Raw genomic sequence first — 26,798 nt, forward strand, 5'->3', positions numbered from 1 at the left:
GAAACACCAGTGGCAAAGGAATTCACTGGTGTTTTGATTTTAAAGGAAGCCTAATGGGCAAAATAAAATATAAATAGGAAAATTTCTCTAAATCGTAATCATTCCTATTTACAAACGGTAATCATTACGATAAAATGAGTTTTGTCAATTTGGAGACGAAAGAATGAAACGAGATGTACCATTAAATAGCATTATTGTTTTCCTAACACGTTGTATTTAATAGCTTAGAAAGGTGAAAAACATCATGAAGAAATTCATAATACTCGTTATTACCATGCTTGTTCTTTCTGCATGTAATATAAATGATAATAGCAATACCAATAATACCGAAAAGAAAGCATTAGATATAATCGTATCCTCCTATCCTCTAGAGTACATTGTGACTCGATTAGGAGAAGATGCCTTGAACGTAAAATCTATCTTACCACCTGGTGCTGATGCTCACTCTTATGAACCAACCGCCAAGGAGATTGTGGAGGTCGCTAAGAGTGATTTGTTTATTTATACTGGAGAATTGATGGAACCTTATGCAGATAGCATTGCAGATTCCTTAAAAAGTGAAGATGTCCTACTCGTTTCTTTAGATCATGCAGAAGCCGTTTTTCAACAAGTAGACTCTAGTAATCTAGAAGGAGATAATCATCAGCATGAATCGAATGCACATGAGGAGGAAATTGATGCACATCATCATGAACACAAGGAAGAAGCTCATGAGTTAGATAGTCACGATGGTCATTCACATGGTGATGTAGATCCTCATTTTTGGTTAGACCCAAATCGGATGGTTACTGCAAGCGAACATATCAAGACCGAGCTTTCACATCATTTTCCTGAATATGCTTCTTTGTTTTCAGCGAATTTTAAATCGTTGAAAGCGGACTTAGAAAATTTGAATGATGAGTTTAAACAAATGGTAGATAGACATGAAAAGCGCACTATCTTCGTTTCACACGCAGCTTTTGGGTATTGGGAAGAAGAATATGGAATGGAGCAATTATCCATTAGAGGCCTATCTACATCTAACGAACCATCTCAAAAGGAATTAGCCGTATTAGTGGAGCAAGTTCAACACTCTAATATTCCATATGTCATTTTAGAGCAAAATCAACAAGATCAGCTTGCTTCCTTATTAGCAAAAGAATTAGACTTAGAAACGTTGTATATTCATAACTTATCTGTATTAAGTGATGAGGAAATTAAATCCGGTGAAGATTATCTGTCGATTATGAGAAAAAATATTCAAACGATCGACCAAGCACTAGGAAGGAGGTAATAGGATGTCCGTTCCTATATTATCAGTTCATAATTTAGATTATAAATACACCCAAGCACCTGTCTTGAAAAATATCAATATGGACATACATGAAGGGGCATTTGTCGGTCTGGTTGGTCCAAACGGTTCTGGAAAAACAACGCTAATTAGACTGCTTTTAGGCATTCAACGTATTCAATCAGGAAATATAGAACTTTTTGGAACACCAATTCAGAAGTTTAAAAAATGGAATAAAATAAGTTTTGTTTCCCAAAAGGCGAATACATTTAATAAGGGATTTCCAGCAACGGTATACGAAGTTGTTTCGATGGGATTAACAAGCAAAAAAGGCTATTTGAGCTTTTTCACAAAAAAAGATAAGGAAAAAATTATTGCAGCGATAAACAGTGTCGGAATGGGAGATTATGTTCATCAAAATATCGGGGATTTATCTGGTGGTCAACAGCAAAGGGTTTTTATTGCTAGATCATTAGTTAGTGATCCAGAGCTTATTATTTTGGATGAACCAACTGTAGGGGTTGATACGGAAAATGTGGAGAGATTTTATAACATGCTCTCTAGGTTAAATAAAGAGCGTGGCATTACTCTACTTCTTGTTTCACACGACATTGGAACGATTACGTCCTATGTGACAGACTTGCTCTGTTTAAACAAGACGATTCATTATCACGGAGATCCGAAAACTTTCCAACAAAAAAGTGATGAAGAGCTCTCTAATTTTTACGGTCATTCGATGCATTCCATAACGCATCAGCACTAAGTGGAGGTACACTATGTTAGAAACTTTTTTACAATTTGAATTTTTACGGAATACTTTTTACACAGGTTTAATTGTAGGGATTATTGCTCCACTGTTAGGTACTTTTATCGTTGTTCGACGCCTCTCGTTAATCGCTGATGGGCTGTCGCACGTTACATTAGCTGGAATTGCCTTTGGGATGTTTATGCAGAAAAAGTTTGCCCTATTGGCTTTCTCACCTTTTTATACAGGAATTGGATTTTCCATCATCGGTGCCATTATCATTGAATACCTACGAAGCATATATCAATCCTTTCAAGAAATTGCGATACCGATTATTTTATCCGTCGGTGTTGGCCTAAGTGTTATCTTTATTTCTCTAGCAGATGGGTTTAATACGGATCTATATGGTTATTTATTTGGGTCTGTTGCTGCCGTTAGTCGGGAAAATCTATACCTAATCATTGGAATAGCCATCTTTATTATTGCTGCTATTATTTTCTTTTATAAAGAATTGTTTGCATTGTCCTTTGATGAAGAGTATGCCAACGTTTCCGGTATTCATGCCCGATTCATTCATTTGCTGTTTATTATATTAACCGCATTAGCGATCTCAGCATCCATCCGAATCGTTGGTGTATTGCTTGTATCTGCTCTAATGACCTTGCCAGTTGCTGCTAGTATTCGAATCGCCAAAAGCTTTAAGCAAGCCATATTCTTAAGTATCTTGTTTGGTGAATTAGCGGTATTATCTGGTTTAATAAGTGGGTATTACTTTGAAATTCCACCTGGTGGAACAATCGTAATAGCAGCCGCGCTTATTTTAGGGCTGACACTTGTTTTTAGAAGAAAGAAATAATAGAACCGTATAGTAAACAAGAAAATCCAAACCAGGATATACTTCAACGTATAGGTTTGGATTTTTTTATTCTAAATAGGAGCTAGATAAGGGAGCACTAGCAAACACTACGGAAATACACTCATCTTTCCAGAGGCTATGCGTTGAGCCATCTTAGTCGTAAAGTACACGCGCCTTGCAGGGACTCATCGTCTTTACTTATCACAGGAGTCTCCGTGTATTTCCTTCACTTTATTAGCGGCTTTTACTAAGAATTATTGAAGCTATTGCAATTACTTGCCTCTTATTCCTAAGCTAGATTGGCTCGTAATTGTAGTTGTTCAATCAATTGTTGGGAGGAGAGTGGTTTGCTGTAGTAAAATCCTTGTCCTATCGTACAGCCATGGGACTTTAAATACTGACTCACAACTTCTGTTTCTACTCCTTCCCCAACCACTTCCATACCGCTTGCTTTGGCAACGTGAATAATAAAATCTACCATACTAGATTGGCCTTCATCGATCATTTTCACAAACGATTTGTCAATTTTTAAGAAATCAATCGGTAGCTCCTGTAAATATTTTAGCGAGCTATAGCCTGTACCAAAATCATCGATGCTAATTTTTATACCGTGCTGTTTCAATTTGTTTAAGTTTTCTAAGCTATTTTTTATATCCATTGCAACAGTTTCTGTAATTTCGATATGTACAATATGCTTTGGCACTTCATAATCGTCTAAGATGGTAATAAATTTTTCCACAAAGTCTTTATTATAAAATTGGTTTGCAGATAAATTAATGGATACATTTGGAATATGAATTTGTCGCTTCTGCCACTTTATATAATCTTTACATACTTGACGAACCACGTATTCGGTTAACGGAGAAATGAGGCCACTTTCCTCTGCAATTGGAATAAAAACATTTGGTGGAATAAATCCCTCTTTTGGATGCTCCCATCTTAATAATGCTTCAACACCATAGAGTTCCTCCGTCTGTAAATCTACCTGGGGTTGATAATAAACCTCGAGTTTTTCACCCTTTATTGCCCGATGAAGTTCATTTTCATAAAAGAAATTGCTTCCGTCATCATGCATGGATTTATCATATAATTGGTACACATTCCGTTCCTTTTTCGCACGGGAAAGGGCAATGTTTGCTGTGATTGATAACTGCTCATAATGGTCCCCATCATTCGGATAAATACTAACACCCATAGACAACGTAATATGAACAGGCTGTCCTTTTACAAGTATCGGTTCATTAAAACTAGCAAAAATAGTTCGGCAAACATCCACTACCTTTTCTTCATTTTCCAAATTCGGGAGAAAACAGCCAAATTCATCTCCTTTTAAGCGTGCAACTATCCCATTGTGACCAACCGCTTCTTGAACCTTTCGTCCTGCCTCTAGAATAATATGGTCTGCAAAACGACTCCCGAACTTTTTATTCATAATATGAAATCGATCCAAATCCATAACAAGCATTGCACTTTTACGATTGGAATGCTCTACTAAATAATGATGTATGTATTGATAAAAATAGTCATGATTATATAAACCAGTACTTTGATCATAGTTTTTTAAGTACTCTATTCGCTTCTTCGCTTCCTTATAGTCTGTCATATCACTAAAAATGATTTGAAAGCCATTAATCTTTTTATATTGATTAAAGATAGGAGAGCAAGAAAGCTGTAGGATTTTTTGCTGCCCACTTGCAGAAAAGGTTTTGATTTCGTTATGCTGTAATTCATATGTAGTATTGGATTCCTGCATATTAAAAGGACAAGAAAAATTAGGAATAAATTTTTGTACCGATTGCCCAACTGTATTATCGGCACTGTATTCTAAAATAAATTCGGCTTGTTTGTTCCACATAGTCACATGGCCATCTTTATCACAAACCACCATACCTAAAGGCGAATACTCCAGGATTGTTTGTAACTGGTTTTTCGCTTCCCACAGCGCTCTTTCTTTTTCCTTCATTTCCTTCAAGTCTATGAAAATACCAAAATATTGGCGAATTGTTCCCGCTTCATCACGAACAGGATAAATGGATAAAAACTCAGGAACCGTATTTCCATTCGTATCCTTCGTCTCAATCTCACCCTGCCACTTTCCATTTTCTCGAATAATCCGGACAATTTCCTTAAAAAATTCTCTAGGATAATGGAGATGCTTGATGTTGGAAAAGTGCATTCCAATTAGCTGGTCTTCTTTATATCCTGCCATGGCTAAAAACCGACGATTCGCTTTTGTAATCTTCCCTCGATTGTCAGTTATAATAATCCCTTGATTAATATTTTGAATAACTTGATTCGCAATGTGTTCATCAATATTTGCATTTACACTAGAGCTACTATTCGTTTTATCTAATTGCATAAAACTCCTCCTAAAGGAAGTCTATTTCTCTACCATATATTATACATTAAATATCAAAAAAATCTAAAAATTTATAAAAACTGACAAAAATTTTGTTATAGTTAAGGAAAAAGAATCTTATATGTGGAAGGTGATGGAATGGGAATAACGCTCAAAACACTCCATAACAATTTAGTAGATTTAGATGCAATTGCAACGGTTTTTGTCGAATGCTTTCCAACTAATGACAAACAAGAATTTCGTAAAAGTCTTACCAAACATATGACGTATGAGGGTTTTCAAGGAATTGTAGCTTATGAGAATAGCGAAGTAGTGGGATTTGCATATGGCTATACTTCTTTAAAAGGACAATATTACAGGAATTTGCTAGAAAGTGCATTAACCGAACAACAACAGGAAGATTGGTTGCAGGACTGTTTTGAATTCGTTGAACTTTGCGTAAAGACAACAGCGCGCAAAAAAGGGATAGGTACCAATTTACATGATGCACTATTCCAGAATGTCACCACACAAACTGCAATATTAACAACACAAATAGATAACCTAGCCGCAAGAGCAATGTATAAAAAATTAGGATGGGAGGAAATTAAAAAGCCTTTTTATCCTGGTGAGGAGCCTTATGTCATATTAGGTAAGAAACTGTAAGGAAAACTTATAGGATTGGATTCCATAATAAAACAAACCCCCTAAAGAATGTTAGGGGGTTAAATCCTTATATTACTAGTTCTTATACTTTTACTCAGTTAGTCCTTCAATGGAAAGTTCCTCTACAATTGCTGTTCCGTTTCCAAGTATGTTTGCTTTTAATTCCACACGATCACCTTCTTGGATAAATATAGACAACGGGGCTTTTGAAGCATTAATCGTATAGATTGTTTTGTCCCCAGTTAATATAAATTGAACAAGTTGATCTGTATTTTGCGTCGTTACTACAACACGGTCAACTACACCACTTTGTTCCTCAAGGCTAGTTTCCCCTGTAGATTCTACATTACTTGGATCCTGAGCCAATGCTAAACGATATTTATCAAGTGTTTCTTTGGCAGTATCCCCAAATACAACAAAGTCAGAATCTGCTGCTTTGATGTAGGCATAATGCTTAAATAATCCATTTGGATCCAACACATTTACGACCCAAGTCGGGTTTCCGTCGATGTTGTAAAGAATAGGCATGGATCCGGTCCAGTTTTTCTCCGGAAATTCTTTATTCACAATTTCCTTCGCACCCTTACTGTCCATTATCCCGTTATTTTTATCTCCATTATAATAGACCAGTTCTCCTGTTCGTGCATTGACCAACGTATATCCAAGTGCCGAGTCTATATTTTCTTTAGGAGATGACATATCTGTAAAATAGTGCATTTGGCCAGCTTCATCAAAAACTGGTGTTACATTGCTTTCTGTCCCAGATTCATTCGGGATCTTCACGTCCTTTTTACCGAAGATGGAATTCAACCAACCGTGAACATATTTACCGAAGTATTCATTTTCATCAGATGCCAATTCTGAACTTATTGGTCCATCCACAAACGCTGGCGCTCTTTCCACATCGTAAAGTGTTACCTCACTTGTTACTGGGTCCACTACCGCAACATGAAGAGTGGACATATCTGGTTTGTTCGTTAAGCCAATCGGTTTATAAACCGTTTGTACATACCATGGCTTTCCTTCTTCATCTACTTCAATCTGTGCTTCCCCACTTTGAATATAAGTTGGATAAGCACTGTAAATCACACGCTTAATGTTCTGATTAAAATAACTAGAGTTTGTATAACGCATGGTGCTTTCAACAAATTTTGGCTGTGCATTAATATCCGTAGCAGAAATCATAAAGTAACCCGCTGTTTCTTTCCCACGAATATATTTCCAAAAGCCTGAGAACTCAACAGGTGCTACGAAAACAATTTCATCATTAACCATTTGTACTTGTAGCTTCCCTAAATCGTAAAACTGTGTATTGGGCACAACACTCATCGCTTTTTGCACTTTGTTACGTGCAAATTCTGGTGATACGACAATAGGGGTAGCATCTTTGTCTAAAGGCTTCGCTTCCTCTACTTCTGTTTTAGCTATCGTATTATAAGAGTTATCTAATGTCGTAATACCAAGTACAAGTAAAGCCAAAAATGCTATTACGGAAACTGAAATTATTCCAATTACAAGAAAATCTAATTTCTGACTAGCTTTCGAAAATGGCTTCGTTGATGTTAAACCATATATAAGTAGTACGCCAAAAAATGCTACGATTAAATTTAACGCAGTCATATTTGGAATTGTAATCGCAGGTAAAATAAGATAAACGATACCAGCTGTAATGATAAATAGAATCACAAAGGTATAAATTATTGCTTTCAAACTGTTAGCACGTTTTTGACTACTCGTTCCAAGAATAAATAGGCTAACGATAAAATAAAGAATAAATGAAATTATCGTTGTTGTTAATATTCCACCCATGTTTTCATCTCCTTCTGTCTGTTAGTAGTAATACGATTGAGGCTTCAAAAGGTTTCATTTAAATAAGTCCATTGTATGACTATATCATACTTATACAAAACTGTTTCCTATATTGGGTTTTCAGGAAGGTATTTTGGAAAATTAATTAATCGTATTAAGTTAGCTTGCAAACATTGATGTTTTGTCACAAACTTTTTAAAGTGACTCGTTAATGTCTACTTTTCTATTATTTATGTTACAGCAGATAAATATAATTTTTTCAAAAAAAGTGAAATATATAGAGCATCTCATTCGACTAATTTAATGAATGAATTACGGGGGAGAGATAGATGTCTAGTAACAAAATATCCGATTGGTTTTTTCAATACAACAAAGATATATACCATTTTTTACTCTACTACGTAGGATCAGGTGACATAGAAGATTTAGTTCAAGAAGTATTTATCCGTGCTATTAAAGGGTTTGATGACTATCAATGGGAATCTAGTCCAAAAACATGGCTCTTCTCTATTGCACGTAACGTAGGAAGAGATGAAATCAGAAAAAGAGCGAGAAAAAGATTCCGAATGAACAAAGATAATTTTTTGAGTTATCATGAGTCAACGTCCGAAATGACACCAGAAAAAGTACTTCAATTAAATGAGAAAAATAAACAACTATATAAGGCAATAAGATCTTTAAAATCCAATTATCGTGATGTGATTATCCTTCGAGCTATTAAGGAACAGTCTGTTTCAGAAACAGCTGCTATTTTAAATTGGAATGAAAATAAAGTTCGAATTACATATCACCGAGCATTAAAGACTTTGGAGAGAAAAAAGGAGGAAATTGATTTTGAAAGAGAATGAACGTTTTACTAATTTAATTGAAGAATTACGATCTCTTCCAGAACCTAACTTTGAGAAGGATTTTGATATAAATAAACAATATAAAATACACGATAATCTTATGAACTTTTCAAAAAGATTTGAAAAAAACAAACGAAAAGGTACTATGATAAAACATCTATCAACACCATTTCTAGCAATAGCTGCACTTCTATTATTTTCTATTATATTTTTTAGTAATAATAATGATTCGAGCAATTTAAGCTCCCCAGTAAATCAAGAGGGTTCCCAAAATCCTGAGTTTGAATTATACAAAGGAAATGCATTAAAGATAGCCGTTATTGGTCAGGCACCAACTGTTAAAGAGACTCAGGTGACATTTGAAGAAATTTCCTTTTCTGATTTGACTCAGAAGCAAATAAGTTCTTTTGACGCAGTGATTATTACAGAAGAAAATCTTCAGCAAGCCTCCAAAAGTAAATATGCAAATATATATGTAAACTCAACCATTCCTTTCTTCTTTCTATCAGCATATAGTCATATTCCTTTTACCATGGAAGGAAATGAATTTAATAAATATTGGAAATGGGCACCTGGTAAAGAGTACGCAGTCGGTATTCTTAAGTCACAAGAGGATGAATCCTTAAAAGGCTGGGGATTTGGTTTATATAATGATGAAATGACGGAGAAGAATTTACAAAATGTTTACTCTAGAATTTTTGAGGTAATTAATGAAATAGATTCTTCTCAACGTAATTTTAATTATTGAAATTTCTTGATAGTTACAACTTCTTAACTTTTTATCCAAATTTCATATTCAAACATTAAATCGAAAAACGAACCCCTTAGTGACCAGCTAAAGGGTTCGTTTTTTGATGACTAGTGTAATAGCCAATGAACAAATTTGCTTATTTGATTAAAGACTTTTCCATTTTATGCGAATCAAAGTCTACTTCTCTTCCTTCCATTTCTCATATATCACTTGAAGAGCATCCTTCAATTCCTTAATTTCTTCATTAGAAAGTTTCGCTCCACCATATCGTACTTTTTGATATAACTCTAAATCGGCAACGGGATAGGATAATCTTGCAAACCAGTCTTCCACCGTTTCTGATCCATTTCTACCATAACCTTTTTTTCAACGCATACTTTTCAAATTCAAAAACAAGTTTTCTTGCAGGGTCTGCTGGTTTTCGAAAGAACCGGCGAAACGTAGCCTTGCTTTTTACATTCTCTTTGTTATTAGCACCTTTTGTATGGGAGACTAGAATGTTTTCCTCTTGAGGAAATGGATGAATTCTTTTTCGATAGACTCTTATTGCAATGATCACCAAAATAATAACTGCAATAACCCCTTCCCCCTTTAACGTAAATCTATTATATCAATATATTTTGAAAATACTTAACCCTTTCACAAGCTAACCGATATTTCCAATCATCCATAAGCGAATACTTAACTCTATTAAAAATACTTCATCCGGATTGTCTAAGGAACAGTCTGTTAGCTTTTCAATTTTTTTTAAGCGATAAAGAAGAGATTGTCGATGAAGATTTAGTTCCCGGGCAGTTTGACTAACGTTTCCTTTATTCCGACTATATGTTACAAAGGTATGCACTAAGTCAATCCCACGCTCTTTGTCATATTCTAGCAAACTACTTAATGTTTGCTCTGTAATTTCCTTTAAGTCGTTACTCTCTGTTAAGGCCATCAATGCTCGATCTAATCTCGTATCCGAATACATATGAATACGGCCAATCCCTTTTTGTCTTCTCCCAATCTCTAATGCTTTTTGAGCTTCTTGGTAGCTAATGTTAAACATCTGGGATCCTGCTGTTTTGCTTATTCCCCAAGATACTACTAAATCCGGTATGAGTTGTTGAAGTCGAGTTCTAAATTGGGAGTAGAATTGATCTGTCATCTCTCGAACATTATCATGTTTTACCTCTAAATAGACGATAAAATGATCTCGTTGAAAGGTGAATAGAAGATGTGCATCCAATGCCTTTCCGGAATAATAGATTTCATCCTCTATTCTTCGTGTAATCGTTTGGGTCCATTGTTCAAAGGACGTCCCAATTGATTTCTTATGAAAAATTTCTCGTAAATTTTCTGGACATCCAATTAAACAAACAAAGGGCAAATTTATTTGATAGTTTAATGTTTTAGCTCGGGAAAGCATTTCATCCCATGAGGTAAGCTTTTCTTTTGCTAAACTCCAGACAAAATCATCTCGCAATTTCATTTCGGTCTCTACAATTGAATTTTCTTTTAAAAAGCTCAAAGCAATTGCTGTAACCCCATGCTCCAACAGCTGGATGGTCTTCTCCCCTTCTAAGCTTTCTAATTTCTCTTGATTAAAATCATCTACAAGTAAAAATCCTTGTACTTCACTAGCCGAATGTACTAAAAATTGCATCATGCTATTTTCCTTGCTATGGATAACTTGTGCATTGGAAGCAGCCGTTAGGGAAACGCCATCATACACGGAATAAAACGGATCATAGTCGACAGATTTTAAGTAGTCATTCCAGGTATGAGTAAGCTTTTCTGCTTTTTTACTCTTTCCCTTTATTCGCCCCCTCATATCGGTTATAATAATTGGCTTCTCGATTGTCTGATAAAGGTAATCTGCGATATCAAATAGGTCCCCATTTTGTAAAATAACATGGAGGAGCTCTTGTTGAATCTTTTCGTTTCTTTTTAAGATGCGCTCTTCTTCTCGTTTTAATGCTTGCATGACAACCTGTACCACATCAGCAAATCGTACCTCCCAAGGCAAAACAATAATTGGAAATTGGTGATTCTCTGCCAATCTTTTTACCGTATGTGGAATTTCATGTATGTAACGTCCAATTGCCATCGCTAGACCTGCTGCTTCGGAAGCAATAACTTCCTCCACAAATTGACAAAATACGTTTTCGTCATGACTACATCCAATACCTGTACTTAATACAAACTCATTTTTCCGCACAAAGTTTTCTACAGGAGTTTCCATTACGGAAACCCATTCCACAATTGATTCACTCAAACAATCTACACTCGTAACCAGTTTTCCTTCCCGAATCAATGGTAATTCCACTACCTCTTTCATCGTTAACCTCAAGTAAGAACCCCCTCCAATCCTGGTCCATTGGAATTTTTCAAACAAACAATTAAAAACTGTTTAAAGACTTGAGAAAAATTTCATACATTTTTACGAATATTCAATAAATTAATTTTACCATAGTATAAACCTTATAAGGTAACCATACGAAAAAGCGTGTGGAATGATGCCTACTTAAACAAAACGAGGAGGTCGATGTTGTTGTCAAAAAATCAGGAAGTGACAAAAGCAACAAAAACAGTATGGTCTGGTGAAAAAGAATTTTTATCTCATGGAGCAACGCAAGTACCTACCGTATTTAGTGTTGGTTATGGGTACGAGGATTTAGATCATTGGTTAGATGTTGCATTAGGAAAAGAAAAAGGACACATCTATGGAAGAATGTCAAATCCGACTGTACAATCATTTGAAGAAAAAGTAAAAGCATTAGAAGATGCGGAAAAATGTGTTAGTTTTTCAACTGGAATGGCAGCAATAAGCAATACGTTATATACCTTCCTCCAACCAGGAGATCGTATTGTAACCATTAAAGATACGTATGGTGGAACCAATAAAATATTTTTAGAGTTCTTACCGAAGCTTCATGTTGATGTAGAATTATGCGATACAACTGATCATGAAGCATTAGAACGAGAAGTTGAGAAAGGCTGCAAATTTCTTTATTTAGAAACACCGACAAACCCAACGTTAAAAGTAGTAGATTTAGTACGAATGATCAAAAAAGCAAAGGAGGTTGGAGCCCTCGTAGTTGTGGATAACACGTTCGCAACTCCAATCAATCAAAATCCATTACAACTAGGTGCTGACCTTGTTATCCATAGCGCAACCAAATACTTAGGGGGACACGCAGACGCATTAGGTGGAGTTGTTTGTGGTAGTGAAGAATTGGTTAACCAAGTGTTTCATTATAGAGAAATAAATGGGGCAACATTACAGCCAATGAGCGCATATTTACTGTTGCGTGGGATGAAGACGTTAGATTTAAGAGTACAAAAGCAAAATGAAAATGCATTGAAGGTTGCAACGTATTTAGAACAACATCCGGAGGTTTCCAATGTCTATTATCCTGGCCTTGTGAGTAATGAAGGTCATGACATTGCAAAAAAACAAATGAGAGGTTTTGGCGGGATGTTGAGCTTTACCTTAACAGGTGGAGTCGATGCCGTAAAAGAATTCCTACCAAAACTAACATATGCACATAGAGCAGCAAACTTAGGAGCTGTAGAAACAACTGTAGGACCACCAAGAACGACAAGTCATGTTGAAAATACACCTGAAGAAAGAAAAGCAATGGGAATCTCCGAGGGGCTCATTAGATATTCAGCAGGGATTGAAGATGCAGATGATTTGATAGCCGACCTAGAGCAAGCATTTTCTTATATAACGGTTAAGGCGTAATGTAATTTACTCGACGTCAAAGGGGGTGAGGGATGAAGTGTCCTTTTTAGAACAGGCCATAGAGATAAAAAAAGAACTCATTCGATCAAGACGACAATTGCACCAATATCCAGAGTTAAGTTTTAAAGAATTTGAGACTACTGCATTTCTTGTGAAAAAATTACAGGCTATAAAAGGCATGATAGTGTTAACTGGAGTAGAGCGTGTAGGCTTACCAACTGGTGTGATTGGAATATTGTCCTCTGGAAACGGTCCAACAATCGCCGTCCGAGCGGATATAGATGCGCTACCAATAACAGAAGAAAACCATACAAATTATACATCGAAAAACAACGGGGTTATGCATGCATGTGGGCATGACGCTCATACTTCCATCTTACTCGGAACTGCCACATTGCTTGCTGAGAAAATGAGAAAAAAGGAACTTTCAGGCACGATAAAATTTATCTTTCAACCTGCAGAAGAGGATATAGATGTTTCTGGATTAACAGGATCGCCACACCTTATCCAAGCAGGTGTCTTAAACGATGTGGATGTTGCACTTGCACTTCACGTCAATCCTGAGCAACCAGTTGGTGAAGTTTTAGTCAATAGCGGATATAGTATGGCAAGCGTTGATACGTTTAAAGCAACTATTCAAGCATCTGGTGGGCATGCAGCGTATCCTCATCTAGCAACAGACCCCATTTGGATGTTAGGAAACCTACTTCAAGCCATTCAAGGTATTGTAGCACGTAAAATTTCTCCTTTAGAACCATCCGTCCTTAGTGTGACACATGTAGAAACGACACCCTCCTTTAATGTAATTCCAAACGAAGTAACACTACAAGGTACAATTCGAAGCTATAACCCAGACATTCGTATTAAACTACAGGAAGAATTAAGGAATACATGTCATCTAATCTCAGTCTTAGGTGGAGAATATAAGCTTGAGATTAATCAGGGTGAACCTGTGTTATACAATCATCCGGTAGTAATCTATTGGTTGACGGAGACCATATCGGATCTATTACCAAATTTCAAAATAAATATTGGTCCTTATGGATTAGGGGGAGAGGATTTTAGCCATATGCTTGAAAAAGTTCCAGGGGCTATGTTCTTTCTTGGTGCAAAAGTAGACGAACGGGAAAACGGGGGATTACACATGCCACAGTTTGATGTAAATGAGGAAGCACTTGTGTATGGAGCTGCGATAATGGCAGAAACTGTTACGCGATACTTAAACGGCAACTATACATTATCCCTTGAAAAAGAAGAGAAAGGAGCTGACATGCATGGCACATAAAGTAGCTTTTATTGGATTTGGCGGAGTCGGCCAAGGTTTAATGGAAATTTTACGCACAAAAAAGGAAAATCTAAAACGCTCACTAGGCTTAGAAATCGAGGTAGTTTCTATTTGTGATTTGATAAAAGGATCCATTCATCACCCAGACGGATTGGATATAGAGAAAGTTGCAAAGGTTATGCAAACAACAGGACAATTAGAAGATTATCCCGAAGTAGATGGGCTCATAAGAGGATGGGATAGCTTAACAACCATTGAACATACAAACGCAGATACCATTATTGAAATTACGTATACAGATGTTCATACTGGTCAACCAGCGATTGATCATTGTCGAGCAGCATTTCAAAACGGCAAAAACGTTGTCATGAGTAATAAAGGTCCTGTTGCTGTTGCTTATCATGAACTCTCCGAACTAGCAAAGGAGGCTGGAGTTGCTTGGGGCTTTGAAGGCACCGTTATGAGTGGGACTCCCGCTTTACGTATGCCTTTAGTGTCACTTACAGGAAATGAGATAACGGAAATCAAAGGCATCTTAAACGGGACGACGAACTTCATTCTAACGGAGATGGAAAAAGGAATCTCCTATGAAGAAGCCTTAAAGCAGGCTCAACAACTAGGATATGCCGAAGCAGACCCGACCAGTGATGTGGAAGGCTATGATGCATTGTACAAAGTTGTTATATTAGCAAATGTCCTAATGGGAGTACCATTAAAAAAGGAAGATGTTATTTGTAAAGGAATCACCCACCTTACGCTTCAGGATATAGAAGAAGCAAAGCTTGCGAACAAACGTTATAAAATGCTAGGAAAAATTAAAAAGAGTGGCGATCATGTTGTTGCATCGGTTCAACCAGAAAAGCTCGATCTTTCTGACCCATTAGCTGGTGTAAGCGGTGCTACAAATGCCATCACGTATGAATGCGATTTATCAGGTCCTATTACGTTACTTGGTGCTGGGGCTGGGATTATGGAAACAGGCTTTGCCTTACTCATCGACATTATTAATATTGACCGAAACGTTATTCATGCAAAACAAAATAGCGCTTTAAATGTGACCACATAGAGAAGGGAGTGTTTAAAATGAAGACCTCAGTCGAACAGGTAAAAATGTGTGTAGGCGGCGAATGGATAACGAGTAAAGAGCATATTGAAGTAATTGACCCGCAAAACAACGAAATCATCGCAAGTGTCCCTAAGGCAACAAAAGAAGATGTTCTCCACGCAATCGAAGAAGGTAAGACGGGTGCAGAAATAGCAGCCAGCTTATCGGTTCATGTGCGGATGAGTATTTTACAAAAAGCTGCACGTATACTAGATGAGGAAAAAGAAGAATTTGCGATCACAATCGCTAGAGAAGGTAGTAAAACCATTAAAGAGGCAACAAATGAAGTAAAACGGGCAATTGAAACATTAACAATTAGTGCGGAAGAAGCACGACGTATAAGCGGAGAAACACTTGCCTTCGATCAACGTCCTGGAAGTGAAAAACGTATAGGCTACTATTATCGTTTTCCAATCGGTTTAATTGCGGCCATCACACCGTTTAACGATCCTCTTAATTTAGTAGCACATAAAGTTGGTCCAGCAATCGCCAGCGGCAATGCGATTATTGTAAAGCCCGCTACTACTACACCTTTAAGTGCGTTAAAACTAGCTAGTGTATTGGAGAAAGCGGGTCTTCCCAAAAAAATATTGAGCGTTGTGACAGGGCGAGGAAGTGAAATTGGAAGTGTGCTCGCAGCTCATGAAGCTATACGTATGATTTCCTTCACAGGTGGAGTAGAAACAGGACGAAAGCTTGCAAGAAAAGCTGGAATTAAAAAGCTAGGTATGGAATTAGGATCGAACTCCCCTACTATTGTACTAAAGGATGCGAATATAGATTTAGCAGTGGAGTCAACTGTTTCAGGTTCCTTTTCCGCCGCAGGTCAAAATTGTATTGGTGTACAACGGATTTATATAGAAAAAGAGATTTATGAACGGTTTAAAACCCAATTTGTGGCTCGAACAAATGACTATAAGATTGGCAATAAGCTATCTCCTTCTACTGATATGGGCCCCCTTATAACCGAAAAAGAAGCAATCCGAGTAGAAAGTTGGGTTGAGGAAGCAATTGAAAATGGTGCAGAACTTCTATGTGGTGGTAAACGGAACGGCGCATTCTATGAACCTACCGTTTTAGAAAAAGTACCAGAAAACTGTCGATTAGCGTATGAAGAGATTTTTGGTCCAGTTGTTACACTGTACGCTGTAGAAAACCTAGATGAGGCAATTGCTGCTGCAAATAATGTAGATTATGGTTTACAAGCTGGAATTTTCACGAAAAATATCGAACACGCGCATAAGGCTATTCATAAGCTAAATGTAGGCGGAATTATGATTAATGACAGTAGTGATTACCGGATGGACGCCATGCCTTTTGGTGGAGTAAAAAATTCAGGACTCGGACGCGAAGGCATACAATTTACCATACAAGAAATGACAGAGCCCAAGGTAGTATGCTTTAACCTTAAATGATATTTTTGATGTTAGATCATGGCAATTGGCAATTATTTCGGTTGATATAATAACCGACGTACTGTTCTCCCTCAACTAATTGATGTTGAGTGCTTAAAAGCGCTGTGTTGGTCGACATTTGATTGATTGGGGTTGTTTATGAACTCGGAATCCGGTGAATGAGCTAAAATCGGGCACATAGGATTGTCTAGGATCCCGAATACCAGAAAATTTGTAAAAACCGGGCACATAGCAATAGTATTTGAATCCGAAAACCCTATTAACATAAATACACGGAGGCTCCTGCGGAAAGCGGAGTCAATTTCCGTGGCGTATGCCATTTACTATTTCAGATTTTTTATCATTACCTACAATCTTAAAGACGAAAAAAGTGCTGAAGTGAACCTAGTGATACATGATTCAATCTATCCTTCTACAACTCAACTAATAAACCAAATTATATTCACCTCTCGCGAAAGGATGTGAAGTGAACGTGTTTGCTCTAGAAGAATATAAAGAAAGAGTAACGAAAACAAAACAAAAAATGAATGAACAAGGACTTGAAGTACTATTACTCGTTAACCCTTCAAACATGAATTATTTAAGCGGATACGATGCTTGGAGCTTTTATGTTCATCAATTGCTTGTCGTCATTATTGATGAAGAGCAACCAATATGGATAGGTAGAGAAATGGATGCAAACAGCGCAAAAATCTCAACCTGGATGAATGATTTAAATATCATCGCTTATCCTGATGATTACATTCAATCGGATAGCAAACATCCAATGGAATTTGTTGCTAATATTTTAACGGAAATTGGTCAAGGGAATCGAGTCATTGGAGTAGAAATGGAAACCCATTTTTCAAGTGCTCTTTCCTACCAAAAACTCGTGCAAGCATTACCAAACGCAACCTTTAAAGACGCAGGTCAATTAGTAAACTGGGTCCGTAATATTAAATCTCCTCAGGAAATTGAATATATGAAAAAGGCAGGTAAACTTGCAGAGCTAGCTATGCAAAAGGCATATGACATAACAGATATAGGTATAAGAGAATGTGACGTTGCAGCAAATATTTATTTTGCACAAATTAGTGGAACCCCAGAGTTCGGTGGTGACTATCCGGCTATTGTGCCAATGATGCCTTCAGGAAGAAAAACATCTGCTCCTCATTTCACTTGGACAGATGATCAATATAATGCTAACGATCCGGTTATTTTTGAGTTAGCTGGATGCTACAAACGATATCATTCACCGTTAGCCCGAACAATGGTAATTGGAGAACCTAATGATAAAATGATTGATACTGCTAAAGTTGTCATAGAAGGATTAAATAATACACTAGCATTTATTAAGCCAGGTGTAACAGCTGAAGAAATTGAAGCAGTATGGCAGACTTCTATTGCAAAGTATGGATACCATAAACCTTCTCGGCTTGGTTATTCTGTTGGATTAAGCTATCCTCCAGATTGGGGAGAACATACAATTAGTATTCGACATGGTGATAAGACTGTGATTCAACCAAATATGACATTACACATTATCCCTGGTCTATGGTTCGATCAATACGGTGTGGAAATAAGTGAAGCCATTTGCGTTACGGAGCATGGATGTGAAACATTAGCAAATTTCCCAAGGAATTTATTCATTAAAAAAAGCGCACCTAAACTGTATGTCAACGGAACAAGTACTTTACCAAAAGATAAATAAATCTATCAAGCCGAAAATGGAGGCGGAAATTCCACTTTCGGCTTATCATTTGCTCACTTCCAATTCCTCCACACAATGGAATTACGTCACTTTTTTCATCAACTTACTTATACTAAACAGCAAGATAATATATATTTGACGAAACCATTTTATCTAAAGATCTCTCCTTTTAAAAACATAGAAAAAATGAAAAGCAGCATTTCAACCTATTTTTATGTCTAATCTATGAGAGAATAGATGCATATTTTCTAGATAATCTAGTATCTAGTAAGGTATCGAATCTAAGAGTATAGGACATATTTTTCATTTTTCTAAATGTAGCACAATACTAATCTAATAATTAACTTAAAATTTAGAAAAATTAACATAAAAGAACTAAAAAATCCAGGAAAATTTAACCAATGACTAATATTGCCGACACTACTAACCTACCAATTTTCACTAGAGTAAATATTTTTCGTCATAAACTGACACATTCCCCTCTTTATTCCTTATATAGTTAACCATAACTTCACGGAATAACATTATATCAACATACAAACGAAAGGAGGCTTGGTGTAATTCACCTTAGAATATGCACATCTAATATTCGAGGGGAGGAATTAACATGACTAGGTATTTAAGTATTTTTGTTTCCTTAACATTACTTCTATCGCTCCTACTTCCAAGTACAAGCTTCGCCCAATCAAGTGAAGTCAACCGTTCACTGAAGGATCAAAATCAAATCTCTCAAACTAAAATAAGTACCTCATTAAGCACTGAATTTGAAAAGGACGAGAAAGTAACGTTTCTTATCAAATTTACGGAAAAAGCAGATGTAGAAAAGGCTGCTAAAGAAGCAAAAACCAACGCTCAAAAGAATGGGCTATCCTCCGTTAACGTTGAGCATGCTCAACGCTCAGCGGTAATTTCAGAGCTAAAGTATACCGCCCTAACATCCCAAGACAAAGTAAAGCAATTTCTTGATAAACAACTGGAAGAAGGTTCTGTTACAGACTATCACTCTTACTATATTGTAAATGCGATTGCAGTTACCGGAACAAAGGCTGTTGCTGAAGAAATTGCAAAATTCCAAGAGGTGGAAAAGCTATTACCAAACGAAAAAAGACAATTGAATGAAGTAACAGTAGAAAAGAGTTCAAAAGCCGTTCAATCTGAGGTTCAAAATGTTGAATGGAATGTGGAGCGTGTTGGTGCACCAGATGTATGGAATATGGGAATTGATGGTTCTGGTGTTGTTGTAGCCTCTATTGATACAGGAGTTGATTGGGATCACCCAGCATTAATGGAAAAATATTTAGGATATAATGCTGCTACTGGTGAAGTAGATCATACGTATAGCTTCTTTGATGCCGTAAGTGGACAGGCTGCTGCTTATGATGATCAAGGTCACGGTACACACGTTACAGGAACTATGGTTGGAAGTGAGCCTGATGGTTCAAACCAAGTCGGTGTAGCTCCTGGAGCAAAATTTATAGCAGCAAAAGCATTCGACGCAAATGGTAGTGGTAGTGATGCTGATATTTTAGCTGCTGGCGAATGGATTTTAGCCCCTGGCGGAGATGTATCGAAGGCTCCAGATGTTGTGAACAACTCTTGGGGTGGTGGCAGTGGCTTAGATGAATGGTATCGCGATGTTGTAACTGCTTGGCGTCATGCTGGTATTTTCCCTGAATTCTCTGCTGGTAATACATCTCTTACCAATCCAGGTGGTCCAGGGTCGATTGCAGTTCCAGCAAACTATCCAGAATCGTTTGCTACTGGAGCAACTGATTCAAGTGATAATTTAGCTAGCTTCTCATTAGAAGGTCCATCTCCGTACGATGAGATTAAACCGGAAATTTCAGCACCAGGTGTAAACATCCGCTCGTCTGTTCCAGGTGGTAGTTATGAGGGTGGCTGGAATGGTACCTCCATGGCAGGGCCTGCTGTTTCTGGGGTTGTCGCATTATTGCTACAAGCAAACTCCAGTCTATCTATTGATGAAATTGAAGAAATTCTAGTAAATACTGCTACACCACTTACCAATAGCGAATATCCAGAATCACCTAACAATGGGTTTGGTCATGGTTTAGTAAATGCTTTTGATGCTGTATCCACTGTAATGGATGGCTTAGGTACAATTGAAGGTACCGTTACAATGGAGGGTGAAGATACGGAAGCACCAGTATTTGAACATGAAGCATTAGAAGAAGTTTACTCTGGCATGGATTTAGACTTAACTGTATTAGCAAGCGACAATATCAGTGTCACATCTGTAATGGTAAACTATGTGAATGCTGATGGAGTCGAGGGTTCCATTGAAGCTACTAGAGAATCAGGCGACTTTAAGTCTGGATCCTTTGTAGCAACAATTCCAGGAGAAGATATCGTTGAAGGACAGCTTTCCTACACGATAACAGTGAATGACTTCGGAAATAATGAAGTAACAAGTGAAGCATATGAGACAAATGTTGTACCAGGAATCTCTGTCGGTTATGCAACAGACTTTGAATCTGAACCTGTTGGTTGGACTAGCTATGGAGATAGCAATTCATGGGCACGTGGTATTCCATCTTCCGGTCCAGAAGAAGCAGCATCCGGGGAATACGTATATGCAACGAATCCTGAAGGAACATACAACAGCAACGAAAATTCTACCTTATTAATGCCTCCTATTGATCTACAAGAAGGAGAGTCCTACCTTCAATTTGATCATTGGTATAACCTAGAAAGAAATTGGGATTATGCACATGTATTCGTTTCAACGGACATGGAAAATTGGACACAAGTGCTTCGCTTGACCGATACACAAGAAGAATGGACACCGGCTGAAATCGATCTATCCGAATATGCTAGTCAAAGAGTTTATGTAGCATTTAATTTGGATACAGATGGAAGTGTTGTAAGGGATGGGTGGTATATTGATAATGTCACATTATCCGATACTTCCTTAAATTTAGAAGCACCATCTGCTAGTCTTTTCAGTCAGCCCGTAAAAGATAAAGAAACAGCTAAAGAAAAAGAATTTGAAAAAGTAGAACCGAACAAGATTCAACCTGTCTTCACTGAACAGGAGCAAGTGGAATTTTTAGATAGTGAAGTATCTGAGCTTCCACTTGATGCACAAGTGACGGTATTAGAGAACGGCCGAGCCGTTGCAACTAATCCAGCTGACGGAAGCTATTCCTTCGTACATCCTGCTGGGGACTTTACACTAGTTGCGGAATCGTATGGTTTCCGTTCTGAGGAGCAAGCTGTAACGGTAGAAGCAGACCAAACAGCTACTGCAAACTTTGTATTAGAAGAATTACCAAAGGCAACCATTAATGGTACCGTTACAAGCGCAAACTCTGGTGAACCAATTGAAGGTGCTACGCTTTTGCTGGTTGAGGATGCGAATGTAGAACCAGTTCAAACGGATGCGAATGGTAATTATGACCTTACAGCTTATGAAGGCACTTACACATTAAAGGTTTATGCAAGAGACTTTATCGGCACAGAATTAGAAGTAAACTTTGATGAGAATAAAGAAATAAACATTGAGCTTGAGCCTTTATTTACCTACCCAGGTGGAGAAATTGGCTATGATGATGGCACTGCGGAAAATGCTCGAGCATATTACGATGCAGGGAACAAATGGGCTGTTCGGATGTCCTTACCAGAAGGACAAGAAGAAGCCCTTGTTACGGAAGGCGTCTTCCAATTCCATGGAACGGATTGGCCGAACCCAGGTGGAACAGACTTCGCTGTAGAGGTCTGGGATGCCACAGGTCCTGATGGGCTGCCTGGAGAAAAATTAGCAGGTCCAATTGAAGCAGAAGCAATTCGTGACTTGAATGAATGGACGGTTGTAGACTTACGCGAACACAATATTCAAGTTTCTGGAGATTTCTATATGGTATATGTTCAAACATCACCTAACCCGAATACTCCAGGTTTAGCAACGGATGAAAATGGTCCATATGCTGAACGAAGCTTCCAATCTGTTGACGGCGCTTGGTCACAGACTCCAGCTAGTGAAGGAAACTATATGATTCGAGCAAAAGTAGATTATGCAGTTGCAAATGCTCAAATTACGTCACCATCGGATGGATTCTTGACAAATGAAGAATCGATTCATATTGAAGGTACAGCATCACCAACAACTACCATTTCTCTTTTAAATAATGATGAAGAAGTGACACAGGTTGAAGTTGGTGAGGATGGAAGCTTTAACATCCCTGTAACATTAACAGAAGGTGAAAATGTAATTCAAGCTATAAACTACGTAAATGGAGAACAAGCAAATGAATCAGAAGCAATCACTGTTACTTTAGATACGGAAGCACCACAGTTTACAATTGATAGTCCAACAGATGGCGAGGAAATGAATCATGAAACCGTTACAGTTGAAGGTGAAGTAACAGATGCTCATTTAGACTATGTTAAGGTTAATGGACAAGAAGCTACCATTGAAGAGGGACGCTATTCAAAACGAATTATTCTGGATGAGGGCACGAATGAAATTGAGGTTATTGCTGTAGACCAAGCTGGTAATTCTAGTTCCCAACTAATCTCGGTTAAAGCAGATTATACTGCACCTGAAATCTCAAACCTAACACCTACAGAAGACCAGGATGTAACTTTTGGTGAAACGGTAGTAATTGAGTTTGATAGTGAAGCAGATCTCGATGCAACCTTCCAGGTATTAATGCCATTGACCAATATCAATAGTATTCAAAATGCAACAGAGCTTCCAATGATGGAAACAGAAGAGGGGCATTATGTAGGATATTGGACGGTTCCAAAGAAGCTTCAAGCTGAAGGAGCTGTAATCGAAGTAAAAGTTACCGACGCCTTTGATAATCAAACTATTCAACAAGCAGAAGGAAAGGTTAACATTGTGAAAAAAGGTAAGGGGAAAGGGAAAGGGAAAGGGAAGAAATAACTAAGAAACCTGACTTAAGGTCTCCGTGCTTTAAGTCAGGTTTTCCTTTTTTATTCTTCTATTGCTTTATTTGCAAGCATACTAATTACTGCGTCTTCCATTGGGGGATTATGCAAGCCAGCGCGAACATCACGATAATACTTTTCAAATGGAAAATGCTTTGATAGTCCTCTTCCACCAACTATACGCATTGCTAGGTCCACTACTTTACTTGCTGCATTTGTTGCAATGACCTTAACTGCAGCAAGCTCTGCACCCATACCATCGCGCAAATTAGGATGTTTATCCCATTTCTCTGCTATACTATACATAAAGGTTCGAGCTTGCAATAGCTCTAATTCGATTTCCCCAAGTTTATTTTGAACATGAGGAACATATGCAATCGGCTTATCTAAACTATTCGGCTGATAGTTCTTGGCAAATTCCAGCACGTCATTTCTTGCTGCAATTGCGATACCTAAATAGCAAGCTGGAATATGCAGGAGCCATCCTTTCGGTTTATTCCCTTTTAATTTTAATTCAACTAACGCATCCACCGGTACTTTTACGTTTTGAAAGATGACATCATCACTTCCTGTGCCACGCATCCCTAACGTATCCCACGTATGCTCAATAGTTATACCAGTTTCACCCTTCTCCATTAAAAAGGAACCAACTGCATCCTTTTCCTCCACATAAGCAGTTACTAAATAATAGTCTAGTACACTTGCCATGGTCGCAAAGGATTTACGACCATTTAAAATATAGTAGCTTCCTTCCCTTATCGCCTTGGTCTGTGGAATCCCTCCTCTTGTTGGGCTTCCTGTTGCTGGTTCAGTTGCCAGGCGATTTACTACCTTTTTATTCTCACCTAGATCCTTAGCAAACGCATCAAAAGTAGTTGCATCCCATGGGCGCTCCTCTCCTAGCTCTTTCACGACACCTAAGTGCCAGCCAATTGATAATGCTGCTGCACCGTCACCTGTTGCAACCTTTTCTTGAAGAAGAACAAGCTCGTACAAAGAAATACCTTCCCCACCAAACTCTTTTGGCAATGTCATTGTCACATAGCCTAATTCTTTCATATCGTGTAAATTTTCCTCCAAAAACAATGCCTGCTCATCCGCTTCCTTCACACGTGCCTTCATCCTACCTGCAACTTGTTCTGCTATGTGATATAACCTCTGTTGTCGGTCATTTTGAATAAAAGGTGTAAATAAGTCTGCCATTATACTCACTCCAAATTTTCTATTTCTACATGTTTATTCTATGATGGTATTCTGTTATTTCCATCAATAAAACGTCCAATTATTATTTTAGTATAGGGAGACGAATGAGCTTGTCATCATTTGCTTGTGGTGTCCCTCTCCCATCTAGATTGTTCGTTACAATATATACATAACCGTTTTCCACAAAAACATCTCTTAATCTTCCACCCTCATTATAAAGCGTATCATATTGATGATCATCTAAATGGAAGGCAATCAATTTAGAGCCTCGAAGTGTAGCAATATACATTGTTCGATCTTCAATTGCGATACCAGAAGGAGCCCATGTTTCCTCACCTGTATGAAAGATTGGCCTAATCATGCCTTCCTTTTCTTTATCCCCTTGGATTACCGGCCACCCATAATTTTTTCCTGGCTCTATTTTATTGATCTCATCATGCGCGCTCTGTCCATGCTCCGTACTATACATCACACCATTTCCATCCCATACTAAACCTTGGGGGTTTCGATGGCCGTATGAATACACATAAGAATTGTCAAAAGGATTATCAGATGGAATGGAACCATCTACGTTTAATCGGAGAATCTTTCCTGCTAAACTATTCGTATCTTGGGCTAACTCCGCTTCACCCGCATCTCCTGCAGTAACATATAGCTTATTGTCTGGTCCAATTTTTAATCTACCGCCATTATGGATTCTTCCCCCGGGAATACCTTCTAAAAGAACCGCTTCCTCAACCCATTCTCCATTGGTTAATTTTAACGTAATGACACGGTTTAAAATTTGCCCTTCTTCCTGATAGGTATGGTAAGCAAAAGCTTCCCGACTGGATTCAAAATCAGGTTTTAACAAAAATCCCAATAAACCTCCTTCACCTGTATGGAGGATGTCTTTTGATACCCTTATTTGCTGGCGAGCAACATCACCTGTTTCACTGTCTACTTTTACAATTGTTCCACCACGCTCACTCAAATAAAAAGTATTCTCTATTTTATTTATGGTCCAAGGTATGTTTAAATTTGTTGCTAATACTACGGTGTCATTAGCAGTTGTTTCCAAAGCATTGTCCTCTTTAGGAGAACAACCTATTATAATACACAACAAAATAAAACTGACGTATTTTTTCACACAAAGACCTCCATTTTTCCCTATTACTATTATTGTATCCATACCCTATGAAAATTTAAAAGCAAAGAGTAAAAAATAATCATTGGTCAAAAATAAAGGGCAGGATTTAGACAATTTATCTTTACTAGTGAAAGGACGGAATGGAATGACAACACAAGATAATCAATCTTTTCCTTTACAACATCAAGATGTACAGCCTGGTGTCGAGGAATTAATGAACCCCAAACCTATCGTAGATGATGGAAATTATAAAGGCTCTGGTAAGCTTGAGGATAAGGTTATCGTTATTACCGGTGGGGATAGTGGTATTGGTGCTGCAGCAGCTATTGCTTGTGCAAAAGAAGGTGCACATCTTGTCATACCCTATTTTTCGAATTATGAAGATCCAGATGCCTTTCGAACGAAAAGGAAAATTGAGGAGCACGGTAGAGAATGCTTACTTATCGTTGGGGATTTAAAAGAGGAAGAGCAATGCAAGAACGTGATACAACAAACGATCGATCACTACGGTAAGCTGGATGTTCTCATTAATAATCATGCTGTCCAATATCCACAGCAAAGTTTACTAGATATTACAGGAGAGCAATTAGAAACCACATTCCGTACCAATATTTTTTCCTTTTTCTATTTAACGAAAGCTGCACTTCCCCACTTGCAATCAGGAAGTTCCATCATCAATACCGCTTCCGTTGTTGCTTATGAAGGAAACGAGTTACTACTTGATTATTCTGCTACAAAAGGAGCAATTGTTGCCTTCACTAGAGCACTGTCCCAAAATCTAATAAAAAGTGGCATTCGGGTAAATGCTGTTGCACCTGGTCCCATTTGGACGCCACTCATTCCAGCTAGTTTTACTGGAAAAAATGTTACGACCTTCGGACAGAGCGCACCAATGAGTCGGGCTGGACAACCTTATGAACTAGCCCCCGCCTATGTATACTTAGCATCAAACGATTCTGCTTATGTAAGTGGACAAGTAATTCATGTAAACGGCGGTCAAATGGTAAGCTCTTAATAACGTTTCTGTTATTTTCGCAACATGTA

Annotated in this window: 19 protein-coding genes; 13 read left to right on the forward strand and 6 right to left on the reverse strand. The window is 37.7% G+C overall.

Annotation, left to right across the window (positions count from 1 at the left end):
- Window positions 1-244 precede the first annotated feature (244 nt).
- The 3 genes from C1A05_RS12410 to C1A05_RS12420 are packed head-to-tail and all read left to right on the forward strand — an operon-like array spanning window position 245 to window position 2,871.
- Window positions 245-1,273, forward strand: a complete 1,029-nt coding sequence (locus C1A05_RS12410; RefSeq protein WP_102028558.1) for a metal ABC transporter solute-binding protein, Zn/Mn family — start codon at window positions 245-247, stop codon at window positions 1,271-1,273.
- Window positions 1,274-1,277: 4 nt separating this feature from the next.
- Complete coding sequence (locus C1A05_RS12415) at window positions 1,278-2,033, forward strand: metal ABC transporter ATP-binding protein (protein WP_102028559.1); 756 nt, start codon at window positions 1,278-1,280, stop codon at window positions 2,031-2,033.
- 13 nt (window positions 2,034-2,046) lie between these two features.
- Window positions 2,047-2,871: a metal ABC transporter permease gene (locus C1A05_RS12420; RefSeq protein WP_102028560.1), complete on the forward strand. Its 825-nt coding sequence runs from the start codon at window positions 2,047-2,049 to the stop codon at window positions 2,869-2,871.
- A 289-nt stretch (window positions 2,872-3,160) separates the two neighbouring features.
- On the opposite strand, the gene C1A05_RS12425 is transcribed toward C1A05_RS12420, so the two are convergent.
- Window positions 3,161-5,230 (reverse strand): sensor domain-containing protein, encoded by a 2,070-nt coding sequence (locus tag C1A05_RS12425; RefSeq protein ID WP_102028561.1) that lies wholly within the window; start codon window positions 5,228-5,230, stop codon window positions 3,161-3,163.
- 138 nt (window positions 5,231-5,368) lie between these two features.
- Between C1A05_RS12425 and C1A05_RS12430 the strand changes: the two genes are divergently transcribed.
- A complete protein-coding gene (locus C1A05_RS12430; protein ID WP_102028562.1) occupies window positions 5,369-5,875 on the forward strand; it encodes a GNAT family N-acetyltransferase in 507 nt (168 codons plus the stop codon).
- A gap of 90 nt (window positions 5,876-5,965) precedes the next feature.
- On the opposite strand, the gene C1A05_RS12435 is transcribed toward C1A05_RS12430, so the two are convergent.
- Window positions 5,966-7,684 carry a Yip1 family protein gene (locus tag C1A05_RS12435; protein WP_102028563.1) on the reverse strand — a complete coding sequence of 573 codons (1,719 nt, stop codon included), beginning with the start codon at window positions 7,682-7,684 and terminating at the stop codon, window positions 5,966-5,968.
- Between the two features lie 329 nt (window positions 7,685-8,013).
- On the opposite strand from C1A05_RS12435, the gene C1A05_RS12440 reads away from it, so the two are divergent.
- Both C1A05_RS12440 and C1A05_RS12445 read left to right on the forward strand, forming a co-directional pair.
- Entirely contained in the window at window positions 8,014-8,532 is a 519-nt protein-coding gene (locus tag C1A05_RS12440; protein WP_102028564.1) for an RNA polymerase sigma factor, read from the forward strand.
- On the forward strand, window positions 8,519-9,280 hold the full coding sequence (locus C1A05_RS12445) for a hypothetical protein (RefSeq protein WP_234998512.1): 762 nt from the start codon (window positions 8,519-8,521) through the stop codon (window positions 9,278-9,280). The genes C1A05_RS12440 and C1A05_RS12445 overlap by 14 nt, the downstream gene beginning before the upstream one ends.
- Before the next feature lie 180 nt (window positions 9,281-9,460).
- Here the strand turns inward: C1A05_RS12445 and C1A05_RS18055 are convergent, their stop codons facing one another.
- Together C1A05_RS18055 and C1A05_RS12455 are read right to left on the reverse strand one after the other, a co-directional pair.
- Complete coding sequence (locus tag C1A05_RS18055; protein WP_159462068.1) at window positions 9,461-9,616, reverse strand: hypothetical protein; 156 nt, start codon at window positions 9,614-9,616, stop codon at window positions 9,461-9,463.
- 313 nt (window positions 9,617-9,929) lie between these two features.
- On the reverse strand, window positions 9,930-11,615 hold the full coding sequence (locus tag C1A05_RS12455) for a PucR family transcriptional regulator (protein ID WP_102028566.1): 1,686 nt from the start codon (window positions 11,613-11,615) through the stop codon (window positions 9,930-9,932).
- A gap of 201 nt (window positions 11,616-11,816) precedes the next feature.
- Here C1A05_RS12455 and C1A05_RS12460 point away from each other — a divergent pair, with 201 nt between their 5' ends.
- The 6 genes from C1A05_RS12460 (at window position 11,817) to C1A05_RS12485 (ending at window position 23,417) form a co-directional block, all read left to right on the forward strand.
- Window positions 11,817-13,013 carry a cystathionine gamma-synthase family protein gene (locus C1A05_RS12460; protein ID WP_373419478.1) on the forward strand — a complete coding sequence of 399 codons (1,197 nt, stop codon included), beginning with the start codon at window positions 11,817-11,819 and terminating at the stop codon, window positions 13,011-13,013.
- Between the two features lie 37 nt (window positions 13,014-13,050).
- Window positions 13,051-14,298 (forward strand): M20 metallopeptidase family protein, encoded by a 1,248-nt coding sequence (locus tag C1A05_RS12465; RefSeq protein WP_234998513.1) that lies wholly within the window; start codon window positions 13,051-13,053, stop codon window positions 14,296-14,298.
- A complete protein-coding gene (locus C1A05_RS12470; protein WP_102028569.1) occupies window positions 14,288-15,364 on the forward strand; it encodes a homoserine dehydrogenase in 1,077 nt (358 codons plus the stop codon). The genes C1A05_RS12465 and C1A05_RS12470 overlap by 11 nt, the downstream gene beginning before the upstream one ends.
- Window positions 15,365-15,381: 17 nt before the next feature.
- Window positions 15,382-16,818, forward strand: coding sequence for an aldehyde dehydrogenase family protein (locus tag C1A05_RS12475; protein ID WP_102028570.1), 1,437 nt, complete (start codon window positions 15,382-15,384; stop codon window positions 16,816-16,818).
- 466 nt (window positions 16,819-17,284) lie between these two features.
- Window positions 17,285-18,508 carry a M24 family metallopeptidase gene (locus tag C1A05_RS12480; RefSeq protein WP_102028571.1) on the forward strand — a complete coding sequence of 408 codons (1,224 nt, stop codon included), beginning with the start codon at window positions 17,285-17,287 and terminating at the stop codon, window positions 18,506-18,508.
- A 607-nt stretch (window positions 18,509-19,115) separates the two neighbouring features.
- Window positions 19,116-23,417 carry a S8 family serine peptidase gene (locus C1A05_RS12485; RefSeq protein WP_102028572.1) on the forward strand — a complete coding sequence of 1,434 codons (4,302 nt, stop codon included), beginning with the start codon at window positions 19,116-19,118 and terminating at the stop codon, window positions 23,415-23,417.
- A gap of 50 nt (window positions 23,418-23,467) precedes the next feature.
- On the opposite strand, the gene C1A05_RS12490 is transcribed toward C1A05_RS12485, so the two are convergent.
- Both C1A05_RS12490 and C1A05_RS12495 read right to left on the reverse strand, forming a co-directional pair.
- Entirely contained in the window at window positions 23,468-24,625 is a 1,158-nt protein-coding gene (locus tag C1A05_RS12490) for an acyl-CoA dehydrogenase family protein (protein ID WP_102028573.1), read from the reverse strand.
- Window positions 24,626-24,707: 82 nt separating this feature from the next.
- The gene (locus tag C1A05_RS12495; protein WP_102028574.1) at window positions 24,708-25,754 is read right to left on the reverse strand and encodes a PQQ-dependent sugar dehydrogenase; all 1,047 of its coding nucleotides are present in this window, start codon (window positions 25,752-25,754) and stop codon (window positions 24,708-24,710) included.
- 145 nt (window positions 25,755-25,899) lie between these two features.
- Here C1A05_RS12495 and C1A05_RS12500 point away from each other — a divergent pair, with 145 nt between their 5' ends.
- Entirely contained in the window at window positions 25,900-26,769 is an 870-nt protein-coding gene (locus C1A05_RS12500; protein ID WP_102028718.1) for an SDR family oxidoreductase, read from the forward strand.
- Window positions 26,770-26,798 lie beyond the last annotated feature (29 nt).

The sequence above is a fragment of the Salirhabdus sp. Marseille-P4669 genome (assembly GCF_900240405.1).
Lineage (GTDB): Bacteria > Bacillota > Bacilli > Bacillales > Alkalibacillaceae > OEQK01.

Excerpts from the sequence above, each read along its gene's own strand:
- C1A05_RS12470 (WP_102028569.1), top strand. The coding sequence starts at position 14,288 with ATGGCACATAAAGTAGCTTTTATTGGATTTGGCGGAGTCGGCCAAGGT.
- C1A05_RS12425 (WP_102028561.1), bottom strand. The coding sequence starts at position 5,230 with ATGCAATTAGATAAAACGAATAGTAGCTCTAGTGTAAATGCAAATATT.
- C1A05_RS12490 (WP_102028573.1), bottom strand. The coding sequence starts at position 24,625 with ATGGCAGACTTATTTACACCTTTTATTCAAAATGACCGACAACAGAGG.
- C1A05_RS12485 (WP_102028572.1), top strand. The coding sequence starts at position 19,116 with ATGACTAGGTATTTAAGTATTTTTGTTTCCTTAACATTACTTCTATCG.
- C1A05_RS12440 (WP_102028564.1), top strand. The coding sequence starts at position 8,014 with ATGTCTAGTAACAAAATATCCGATTGGTTTTTTCAATACAACAAAGAT.
- C1A05_RS12475 (WP_102028570.1), top strand. The coding sequence starts at position 15,382 with ATGAAGACCTCAGTCGAACAGGTAAAAATGTGTGTAGGCGGCGAATGG.
- C1A05_RS12435 (WP_102028563.1), bottom strand. The coding sequence starts at position 7,684 with ATGGGTGGAATATTAACAACAACGATAATTTCATTTATTCTTTATTTT.
- C1A05_RS12415 (WP_102028559.1), top strand. The coding sequence starts at position 1,278 with ATGTCCGTTCCTATATTATCAGTTCATAATTTAGATTATAAATACACC.
- C1A05_RS12420 (WP_102028560.1), top strand. The coding sequence starts at position 2,047 with ATGTTAGAAACTTTTTTACAATTTGAATTTTTACGGAATACTTTTTAC.
- C1A05_RS12410 (WP_102028558.1), top strand. The coding sequence starts at position 245 with ATGAAGAAATTCATAATACTCGTTATTACCATGCTTGTTCTTTCTGCA.
- C1A05_RS12500 (WP_102028718.1), top strand. The coding sequence starts at position 25,900 with ATGACAACACAAGATAATCAATCTTTTCCTTTACAACATCAAGATGTA.
- C1A05_RS12430 (WP_102028562.1), top strand. The coding sequence starts at position 5,369 with ATGGGAATAACGCTCAAAACACTCCATAACAATTTAGTAGATTTAGAT.